The organism is uncultured Dialister sp. (assembly GCF_937959425.1).
In the GTDB taxonomy this organism is placed as follows: Bacteria; Bacillota; Negativicutes; order Veillonellales; family Dialisteraceae; genus Dialister.
The window spans coordinates 1-10,330 of the sequence record NZ_CALGPS010000173.1 but is presented as its reverse complement, the minus strand read 5'-3'; the positions used below and the strand labels follow the sequence as shown (position 1 = coordinate 10,330).

Below are 10,330 nucleotides of genomic sequence, written 5' to 3'. Positions count from 1 at the left end.
TCGAAGATCGGGATCGAGGATCGGGGGCCGCCTGCGGCGGCAGGTGGTGGGCGCCACCACCTTTACCCAAAGGGAAGCATGTCACTGGATTTTCGGGTCGCTGTGCTCCCCTACAAATCCAGTTCCTTTGCCACCCCGCAAGCGGGGGCACAACAACCCGCTTTCAGCATAGTGCAACTTTTGATTCTACAAAGAAACATAGAGAGGCCCCATTCTGCCCCCTGAATAGGGGGAAGTCCGGCGCAGCCGGATAGGGGGTGGCCACCGGAGGTGGCCAATTCAGCAGAATGCTTAGCAAGAATTAAGTAGCAGGAAGGCATTCCCGTAACGTCTTGCGTCCCCTTGAGGGGAAGAGGGCCACGGAGTGGCGCAGGGGTGTACGAGGTTAAGCAGAGAAATGATACTCTATGCCGAACAGCCCCCACGCAAGGCAGCATTCTGCAGGAGATTTCTCGGCTCCCTTTCACTGGCTCCATAAATCTATGGGATCATACCGGCTAGTACCTCCGCTCGAAATGACGGGGAGCCATAGTGGCACTATTGCAAATCCCGTAACGCTGACTTTATACTCATCGCCCGAAGGGCGATACCACAACCCTCGGCGGCGGAGCCGCTGTCAAACCTGCGAACCCTCCGGCCGACAGGCCGGTCAATCCTAAGAACCTTTTCACTCACAACCTGCGGCGAAGCCGCGCCCCCTTTTATACTGCGGCTGTGCCGCCACCACAACCCTGGGGCCCGAAGAACCTTTTGCGCCCATTGGGCGCAGATGGTACAATATAAAAGTACGATTCATATTTTATGAGGAGGTATTACATATGAATAAGGGAAAATTATATGGCATCGGCGTGGGACCGGGAGATTCCAAGCTGCTGACTGTGAAGGCTGTGGAAGCTATCCGGTCTGCGGATATGATTATTACTCCGAAAACGGAAAAGAAGGAAGGGTCTGTTGCATTTAATATTGCCAAGCCCTATATTTCCGACAAGACGGCGATTCTCCCCATGGTGTTCCAGATGAATACGGATATGGCTGCTGTGGAGAAGCAGTGGGAGGAGAACCGCAAAATCATTGCGGAAAAGCTGGATGAAGGAAAGAATCTGGTGTTCCTTACCCTGGGGGATCCCATGCTGTACAGCACTTACATGTATATTTTCAATGAGTTCAAGGATTCTCCGGACTATGAGGTGGAAACCATCCCCGGCATTCCGGCGTTCCTTGGCATTGCGTCCTATATCGGCCTGCCGGTGACGGAGTGGGAGGAGAATGTGCTCATCATTCCCGCCACAGCGGATCATGAGAAGTTTGACAAGGCCCTTTCTGCTTCGGACAATGCGGTGATTATGAAGGTGTACAAGAGCTTTGCCTTTGTGCAGGAGGAGCTCCGTAAGCATCACATGATCAAGCGGTCCGTCATGGTTTCCCGCGCAGGCCTTCCCGATGAAAAGGTGATCCGGGACATTGACAGCCTGCCGGCGGACTACAAGCCCAATTATCTCAGCACCATTATTGCCAAGAGAGACAAGTAAATGGCAGGCCTCATTCGTCCCCGGGTGGTCATTGCGGGGACAAACAGCGGCGTGGGGAAGACCACCATTGTGACAGGGCTCCTTGCGTATTTCCACTCCCAAGGGCTGAAGGTGCAGCCTTTCAAGGTGGGGCCGGACTACATTGACCCCGGTTTCCATGAAAAGGCGGCAGGCAGTCCTTCCTACAATCTGGATACATGGATGACGCCGGCGGAGCATCTGGCGTCCAATTTCTCCTATCTTTCCAGAAATGCGGATATTTCCATTATCGAAGGGGTGATGGGTCTCTATGACGGCGGCGCCAATGGAGTAAGCTCCACCGCCGACATTGCCAAGAAGCTCCATGCGCCGGTGATTCTGGTGCTGGACTGCAAGTCCGTGGGCTACAGCATTGCCGCCACGGCTCTGGGATTTCGGGAATACGACAAAGATACGCGTATTGCCGGGGTGATTCTGAACCGGCTTGGATCCGACCGCCACGAGGCCATGGTGCGGGATGTGATGGAGAAAATCCATATGCCCGTCATCGGCGCCTATCACCGGGATGATAATCTCAAGACGCCGGAGCGCCATCTGGGTCTGACGCCGGTTACGGAAATCGAAACGGCGGACCTTATCCGCCACATGGGCGAGGACGCCGGCCGGTGGGTGGACACGGAAAAACTTCTGTCCATCGCCAGAGGTGCTGCGCCCCTTGATGTGCCGGAGGAGAAGGAAGAAATCAGAAAGACCCGGGTCCGTATCGGCGTGGCCAGGGATGAAGCCTTTTCCTTCTACTATCCCGCCAGTCTCCACGCTTTGGAGAAAATGGGGGCGGAGCTCGTGAATTTCAGCCCCTTAAGGGACAGCCGCCTCCCCGATGTGGACGGCCTCATCTTCGGCGGCGGATTTCCTGAAATGTTTCTCCATGAGCTGGAAAATAATGTTTCCATGAAGGAGGCCATCCACCGGGCTAAAGACGCAGGCATGCCCATTTACGCCGAATGCGGCGGCCTCATGTACCTCTGCGAAAAAATCCGGGGCTTTGATGGCGATGCCTATGACATGGCGGGCCTGGTGCCGGGGGTGTGCGTCATGCAGAAGAAGCTGCAGCGCGTAGGCTACGTCACCGGCAGGGCTCTCCGCAGGAGCATCATCGCCGACGAGGGAGATATCCTGAAGGGTCACGAATTCCATTTCTCCCTTCTGGACTGCGGAGACGATTTCCCCTGGGCCTACGACCTGAAGGGCACCCGTCAGAAGGAAGGCCACTTGGAAGGCTTTGCCGAAGGCAATGTGCTGGCCAGCTACCTCCACCTGTCCTTCGAAGGCAACCCGAAGGCGGCGGAAAAATTCATGGCTTCCTGCGAAGCCTTTCACAACAGGTAAAAACAAGCCCGGCGCGCAAAACCGGGCTTGATTCATATCCGAAGGAGATATTATGGAAGAAAAAGGACTTGTGCTTATCAATACGGGAACAGGCAAGGGGAAAACCACCGCCGCCCTCGGAACCGCCGTCCGCGCCTGGGGCGACGGCCAGAAGGTGCTCATCCTCCAGTTCATCAAGGGCGCCTGGAAATACGGGGAACTGAAGGCCATCGAAACCCTGGGAAAAGCGGATGGCCGCATCGAAATCCGCCCCATGGGCGACGGCTTCGTGTTCCACAACAAAAAGGACCCGGACAACGAAAAAAGACTGGCGGAAAAGAAAGAACTGGCCCGCAAAGCCTGGCAGATGGTAAAGGATGAAGTGACGGGCGGGACATGGGACCTGGTGGTGCTGGATGAAATCAACTACGCCATCCATTTCGGCATGCTGGATACAGAAGAAGTGGCAGACCTTATCAGGGAAAGACCGCCAAAGCTCAACATGATCCTCACCGGCCGCTACGCGCCAAAGGAACTCATCGACCTGGCGGACACCGTCACCGAAATGACCCTGGTAAAGCACGCCTTCCAGAAAGGCATCCGGGCAAGAAGAGGGATAGAGTTCTAATGACACGCCCTTTCGGGCGTGAGGGTTGACGGCCCTTTGGGCCGAAGTTTGACGGGCTCTCGCCCCGAGGGTTCTCAGGTTTGACACGGCCTTTGGCCGTGAGGGTTGTGGTGGGCGCAGCCGCGGAGCGGCCGGGATCGAAGATCGGGATTGAGGATCGGGGGAGCTGGCTTTCTCCCCACAAACTTGCCCACCCCCGCATGCGGGGGTGGGGGACCACGAGGTGGTGGAAGGGGGCGCCCCGCAAAGCGGGGCGCCATTATGAATAAAACCGATTTAGTGGGCTGGTGTGATAGTGTACTAGTGTACTAGTGAGCTAGTAAAACCATACAACCGCCCTGGCGGGCGATGGAAAAGCGACACCCCCTTTGGTGGCTGGCGTCACCACCTTTCCCCCCGCTGAGTTCGGCCGGGCGGCCCAAAGGAAAGCACCTTAATGGGCAGGCTAGGTGCCCTACTTCGCCCGACTTGCACATCCTATGCAGGATGTGCACAGTGTCCCTATGGACGCTCAGCATTGTGCCACATGACTCTGCGGGAAAGCGTAGAGCGGTCTATTCTCCCCCCTGAATAGGGGTGGCAAGCGAACGAAATTTGTAGGGAGCCGCTAGGCGACTGAAAATTTCGTGAGACGCTTTCCCGTGGAGAAGTCCGGCGCAGCCGGATAGGGGGTGGCCGCGTCAGCGGTCAATTTCCCACCATGTTAGCATGATTTATGTAGCAGGAAGCTCATCCCGTAACGCTGACTTCATAATCATTGCCGCCGTAGGCGGCAATCCACAACCCTCGGCGGCAAAGCCGCCGTCAAACCTGAGAACCCGACCGCCAAAGGCCGGTTAAACTTAAGAACCCTTCCTTCGCCCTCTGAATCCTTCAATCCGCGGGCCCATAGGGCCCGCCCCCCTTTTGGTGCCTGCGGCACCACCTTCCTCCCGCCTGCGGGGGGGACAATAGGTTAGGGCAGCCCCCAATTTCAACAATCTTCTTTACATAAATCCGCTGGCATGATAAAATTTTCTAAGTTGTAGATATATTGATTACTCAGTAAATGAGGGATGTAAATGGCACTTTATGTTAAGAAATTCGGTGGAAGTTCGGTGGCTACACCGGAAAAAATGCTGAATATTGCAAACCGTGTTCTTCGGGACCGGAAACCGGGGGATAAGATTGTCATCGTGGTGTCCGCTATGGGGGATACTACCGATGATCTTTTGGACCTGGCGTCCCAGGTTTCTTCTGTCAATCATGGCAGGGAAATGGATATGCTTCTGGCAACGGGGGAGCAGATGTCCATCGCTCTTATGGCTATGACTTTCAAGAAGCTGGGGGTACCGGCCATTTCCCTGACTGGTCCGCAGGCAGGGATCATTGCCGGCGGTGCTTACGGGAAGGCCCGCATTGATGATGTGAAGCCGGAGCGGGTGCTCCGGGAGCTGGAGGAAGGCAAGATTGTCATCGTAGCCGGCTTCCAGGGGATTATGCCCAACGGCGATGTGGCCACCCTTGGCCGCGGCGGTTCCGATGCTACGGCAGTGGCCTTAGCCGGTGCCATGCATGCGGATATGTGTGAAATTTTCACCGACGTGGACGGCATTTATTCCGCCGATCCCCGCTATGTGAAGGGCTGCCGCAAGATGAAGGAAATCACCAATACGGAAATGCTGGAAATGGCAAGGCTTGGCGCCGGTGTCATGCAGCCCCGCAGCGTGGAGCTGGGCATGAAGTATCATATTCCCATTCATGTACGGTCTACGTTCACTGATGAGGAAGGCACCATTATCCGGGAGGTATGCACAATGGAAGGTAAGAATGAATCGGTAAGAGGCGTGGCGCAGGATGCCCATGCAGCAAGGATTGCGGTACTGGGGCTTCGCAATATCCCCGGTGTGGCATACATGGTTTTCTCCGCACTGGCTGAAGATAATATCACTGTAGATATGATCGTGCAGAGTGTGAGAAATTCCAATGATGACAAGACAGATATTATTTTCACCATTGAAGATACGGATCTGCCGGATGCTAAACGGGTGCTTGAAAAGATGAGGGACGAAGGCAAGCTGGAAGAGGTCATTTATGATGATGACACTGCCAAGGTTTCCGTGGTGGGAGCAGGCATGCTGGGAACGCCCGGCGTAGCTGCCCGCATGTTCGGCGCCCTTGGAAGGGCCGGCGTGAACATCGACATCGTCAGCACCTCTGAAATCAGTATTTCCTGCCTCATCCTGCGGAAGGATCTGAACAAGGCTGTACAGGCCATTCATGATGAATTTTTCCCTGATACAAAAGCTGAATAATCTGGTTTTTTCAAAGAAAAAGCACAGGTTCATACCTGCGCTTTTTCGCACGTTTAGGAAACAGTGCTGACCTTTGGCAAGTAATGGGGCCTGTTTCATGGAGGTTTTATATGAAATGGAAATTAGGCGACATGGTTCACGGATTCCGAGTGAAATCCATGTCTCATATTGAAGAAGTCAATTCCGATGCCTATGTGATGGAGCACGTGAAGAGCGGCGCCCGTCTCATGTATCTGGATAATGACGATGACAACAAGGTATTTTACATCGCATTCCGCACCACCCCGGACAATTCCAAGGGCGTGCCCCACATTATGGAACATTCCACCCTCTGCGGTTCCCGCAAGTATCCTTTGAAGGAACCTTTCGTGGAACTGGCCAAGGGGTCCCTGAATACGTTCCTCAATGCCATTACCTGGCCGGATAAGACCATGTATCCCATTGCCAGCAGAAATGATGTGGATTTCCATAATCTGATGGATGTGTACCTGGATGCTGTTTTCTATCCCAACTGCCTGAAGAATCCCCAGATTCTCATGCAGGAAGGCTGGCACTACGAGCTGGAAAACAAAGAAGCGCCTCTCACATACAACGGCGTAGTTTACAATGAAATGAAAGGGGCCCTTTCTTCTCCCGAAGCCATTATGGAAGACCGGGCTATGGAAAAGCTTTTCCCTGACACCACCTACGGCGTGGAATCCGGCGGGGACCCGGAAGTGATTCCCACCCTGTCCTTCCGTGAATTTACGGAATTCCACCGCCGCTTCTACCATCCCTCCAACAGCTATATCTACCTTTACGGTGATATGGATATTGATAAGACCCTGGAATATCTGGACAGGGAGTATCTCTCCGCCTTCGACAGAAGAAATGTGGACTCCATGGTGAAGACCCAGGCTCCCTTCGGGAAACGGATTTCCGTCACCGCCCCCTATGGAATTGCGGAAAATGAAGACACCGAAGGCAAGGCCATCCATGCCCTTTACAATGCTTTCAACGACCACATGTCCACCATGGACTCCCTGGCCTTCCGCATCCTGAACTATGTGCTTATCGACATGGACGGGGCGCCTTTGAAACAGGCGGTGCTGGACGCAGGCCTTGGAAACGACCTGTCCGGCTCCTACGGCGACAGCTACAAGCAGCCTGTATGGATCGTGGAAGTGACAGGGTCTGAAGTGGATAAACAGCAGGCCTTTGCGGATGTGGTGGACAGCACCCTCCGCTCCATCGCCCTGAAGGGACTGGACAAGGATATGCTGGAAGCGGCGCTGAACCGCACCGAATTCACTGCCCGTGAAAATGATTACCAGGGCCGTCCGAAGGGCCTGTTCTACGGCGTAAGGGCCATGGACCTCTGGCTCTATGACCGGGACCCCATGGAAGCCCTCCGCTACATCGACGATATCAACACCCTGAGGGATAACCTGAAAACCAATTACTTCGAAAATCTCCTTCTCCGCTATGTCATCAAGAACCCGCACCAGGTACTGATTACCATGAAGCCGGAAAAGGGACTCACCGAAAAGATGAATCGGGAAACGGCGGAAAAGCTGGCAGCCTTCAAGAGCAGCCTTTCCGACGAACAGCTGGATGAAATCATGGCGTCCACCAAAGCGCTGAAGGAAAGACAGGCCTCCGGCGAAACGGAAGAGGCGCTGGAAACCATTCCCCTCCTTTCCCGCAAAGACCTGAAACGGACGGTGGAGGAAGAGGTGCTGGAAAGGGAAAATGTATCCGGCATGGACCATTTCCATTTCGACGTACACACCAACGGCATTACTTACCTGAACCTCTATTTCCCCCTCAGCGGCCTGACGGAAGAGGATGTTCCCTATGCCATTCTTCTCTCCACCCTTCTTCGGAGCCTTTCCACCACAAAACACAGCTACGGCGAACTGGCCCGCATGTCCAACGCCTACACCGGCGGCATGAGCTTTGCGGTAAACGGCTACGGAAAGGTGGAAGACACCAATGCCTACCTGCCTGCCCTTACCGTCCGCGCCAAGGCGCTCACCTCCAAGGCAGATAAGCTTCTGGACCTTCTGGGCGAAGTGATCAACCACACCCTCTTCACCGACACCAAGCGGCTGAAGGAACTGATTCTCCAGGAAAAATCGGAATGGGATATGACCGCCTTCTCCAGAGGCCACAGCCTCGTAATGACAAGGCTTACCTCCTATTTCTCCAGGGGAGGGGAGTTTGCCGAACAGTCCGGCCTTTCCTACTACTATTTCCTGGCGGACCTTGCGAAGAAATTTGACGGTGAAAAGGAAAAACTGGTGGCAAAACTGGAAGAAGTTTCCCGAAAGATTTTCACAAGAAGTGGTCTTTTCTTCGAAACCATAGGGGAAGAAGAGGAAAAGAAAGCTGTCCTTTCCAACCTTTCCCTCCTTGTGGACGATATGGAAGAAGGGGAGAAGAAGGAACCCCGTCCATTCAGTTTCCCGCCGGCAGAAAAGAACGAAGCCTTCCGTACCTCCGGCAAGGTGCAGTACGTAGCCAAGGGCGGCAATTTCAAGAGCCACGGCTTTGCATACACCGGCGCCCTGAAGGTCATGGAAACCATCCTCCGCTACGAATACCTGTGGAAAAAGGTGCGCGTCCTGGGCGGCGCCTACGGCGCATTCACCCAGTTCCTCCGGGACGGCACGGCCATCCTCTGCTCCTACCGGGATCCGAACCTTGCCGAAACCCTGAAGGCCTATGAAGACCTGCCGGCCTATCTGGAAAACCTTACCCTTTCCGACAGGGAAATGACCAAGTACGTCATCGGCACCATGGCCGCCGCTGAAACCCAGCTCACCCCCTCCATGAAGGGCGAAAGAGCCATGGTACACTACTTCTCCGGTAATACCAGGGAATCCCGCATGAAAATCAGGGACGAAGTGATCAACTGCCAGGTGGAAGACATCAGGAAACTGGCGCCCCTGGTAGAAAGCGTCATGAAGGATCCCTACATCTGCGTCATGGGCAGCGAAGACAAAATCGAAAGGGACAAAGACCTCTTCGACGCTGTCAAATCCATGCCGAACTGATGAAAGTACGCACTCGTTTTGCCCCCAGCCCCACCGGCCGCATGCACCTGGGCAACCTTTGGATCGCCTTCCTGAACTGGCTCTGGACAAGACAGCAGGGGGGGACCATTATCCTCCGCATGGAAGACATTGACAGAGACCGCTGCCATACATTCTATGGGGAAGGCATTCTGGAAGACCTCGCCTGGATGGGCCTTGACTATGACGAAGGACCGGAGGGCACCTATCCCTACGGAAGCACCGTGCAGAGCAGAAGATACGACATCTACGGGAAAATCCTTTCTGAAATGGAAAAGAAAGGACACATCTACCCCTGCTACTGCAGCCGGAGCCGCATCCACCAGGTCCTCTCCGCCCCCCACGAAGGAGAAAACCGACCTGTCTACGACGGACACTGCCGAAACCTTTCGGAAGAAGAAAGAAAAGCCATGACCAAGACCCCCTGCTGGAGAGTGGCCATGGAAGAGGGGGATATTACCTTCCGTGACCTCTTCTTCGGAAAAGTGACAAGACATCTCAAAAAAGGGGCCGACGACTTCGTCATCCGCCGCGCCGACGGCCTTGTGGCCTACCAGCTGGCTGTCTCCATAGACGACGGAGCCATGGGCGTCACCCACGTATTCCGTGGAAATGACCTTCTGGATTCCACACCCTACCAGGTCTTCCTTATGGAAAAACTGGGATACCAGCCGCCAGTCTATGGCCACCTGCCCCTGCTCACAGACAAAAAGGGCATACGCCTCTCCAAAAGACAGCAGGGCATTACCATAGAAGAACTAAGGAACAGAGGATACAGTCCCGAAGACCTCATGGGCCTCCTCCTCCACCTGGCCGGAGGCCTTCCGGACATGAGACCGGTTACAAGGAAAGAAGCGGTAGAGAACTTCCCCTTCGAAAAACTGAAAAATCTGAAACAGAAGCACATCGTCCTTCCTGTATCATAAAAAAACGCTCCCTTTTGAGGGCGTTTTTTTATGGACACGCTCTTTCGGGCGTGAGGGTTCAGAGGTTTGACGGGGCTCTCAGGTTTGACACGGCCTTTGGCTGTGAGGGTTGTGGTGGGCGTGCAGCCGCGGAGCGGCTGGGATCGAAGATTGGGATCGAAGATCGGGATCGAGGATCAGGGGAGCCGGCTTTCTCCCCACAAAACTTGCCCACCCCCGCATGCGGGGGTGGGGGGACCACGAAGTGGTGGAAGGGGGAAACGAGCGCAGCGAGCCCATGCCGCCTTTGGGCGTGCACAGCGAACATGATTTGAAGGAGCAAAGCGACGCGCAAATCATAGTGAGTCGTTTCCCCTTTAGGGATGAGGGTTCAGAGGGTGCAAAGGGTTCAAAGGGTGAAGGTGGGTGCCTTTTGGAAATAAGGGCGCCATTATGATAAAACCTTTACAACCGCCCTTGCGGGCGATGGAAAAGAGTTTTCCCCCCTTTGGTGGCGAGGGTGTAAAATTCCTTGTGTAAATTAGATTCCTATTAATAAACATGACATTTT

At 54.6% G+C, this 10,330-nt stretch carries 6 protein-coding genes; all 6 read left to right on the top strand.

Going from position 1 to position 10,330, the window contains the following annotated elements:
* Window positions 1-818 precede the first annotated feature (818 nt).
* The 6 genes from cobI (at window position 819) to gluQRS (ending at window position 9,780) form a co-directional block, all read left to right on the top strand.
* Window positions 819-1,529, top strand: a complete 711-nt coding sequence (gene cobI / locus Q0482_RS07165; RefSeq protein ID WP_299145054.1) for a precorrin-2 C(20)-methyltransferase — start codon at window positions 819-821, stop codon at window positions 1,527-1,529.
* Window positions 1,530-2,897 (top strand): cobyrinate a,c-diamide synthase, encoded by a 1,368-nt coding sequence (locus Q0482_RS07160; RefSeq protein ID WP_299145052.1) that lies wholly within the window; start codon window positions 1,530-1,532, stop codon window positions 2,895-2,897.
* 52 nt (window positions 2,898-2,949) lie between these two features.
* Window positions 2,950-3,504, top strand: coding sequence for a cob(I)yrinic acid a,c-diamide adenosyltransferase (cobO, locus tag Q0482_RS07155; protein ID WP_299145050.1), 555 nt, complete (start codon window positions 2,950-2,952; stop codon window positions 3,502-3,504).
* Between the two features lie 1,061 nt (window positions 3,505-4,565).
* On the top strand, window positions 4,566-5,798 hold the full coding sequence (locus Q0482_RS07150; RefSeq protein WP_299145048.1) for an aspartate kinase: 1,233 nt from the start codon (window positions 4,566-4,568) through the stop codon (window positions 5,796-5,798).
* Between the two features lie 110 nt (window positions 5,799-5,908).
* Window positions 5,909-8,836: an insulinase family protein gene (locus tag Q0482_RS07145; protein WP_299145047.1), complete on the top strand. Its 2,928-nt coding sequence runs from the start codon at window positions 5,909-5,911 to the stop codon at window positions 8,834-8,836.
* Window positions 8,836-9,780 carry a tRNA glutamyl-Q(34) synthetase GluQRS gene (gene gluQRS / locus Q0482_RS07140; protein ID WP_299145045.1) on the top strand — a complete coding sequence of 315 codons (945 nt, stop codon included), beginning with the start codon at window positions 8,836-8,838 and terminating at the stop codon, window positions 9,778-9,780. The genes Q0482_RS07145 and gluQRS overlap by 1 nt, the downstream gene beginning before the upstream one ends.
* The last annotated feature ends 550 nt before the right edge of the window (window positions 9,781-10,330 follow it).

Bases quoted from the DNA above. Each gene is read 5' to 3' on its own strand.
- cobI (WP_299145054.1), top strand. From the start codon at position 819: ATGAATAAGGGAAAATTATATGGCATCGGCGTGGGACCGGGAGATTCC.
- Q0482_RS07160 (WP_299145052.1), top strand. From the start codon at position 1,530: ATGGCAGGCCTCATTCGTCCCCGGGTGGTCATTGCGGGGACAAACAGC.
- cobO (WP_299145050.1), top strand. From the start codon at position 2,950: ATGGAAGAAAAAGGACTTGTGCTTATCAATACGGGAACAGGCAAGGGG.
- Q0482_RS07150 (WP_299145048.1), top strand. From the start codon at position 4,566: ATGGCACTTTATGTTAAGAAATTCGGTGGAAGTTCGGTGGCTACACCG.
- Q0482_RS07145 (WP_299145047.1), top strand. From the start codon at position 5,909: ATGAAATGGAAATTAGGCGACATGGTTCACGGATTCCGAGTGAAATCC.
- gluQRS (WP_299145045.1), top strand. From the start codon at position 8,836: ATGAAAGTACGCACTCGTTTTGCCCCCAGCCCCACCGGCCGCATGCAC.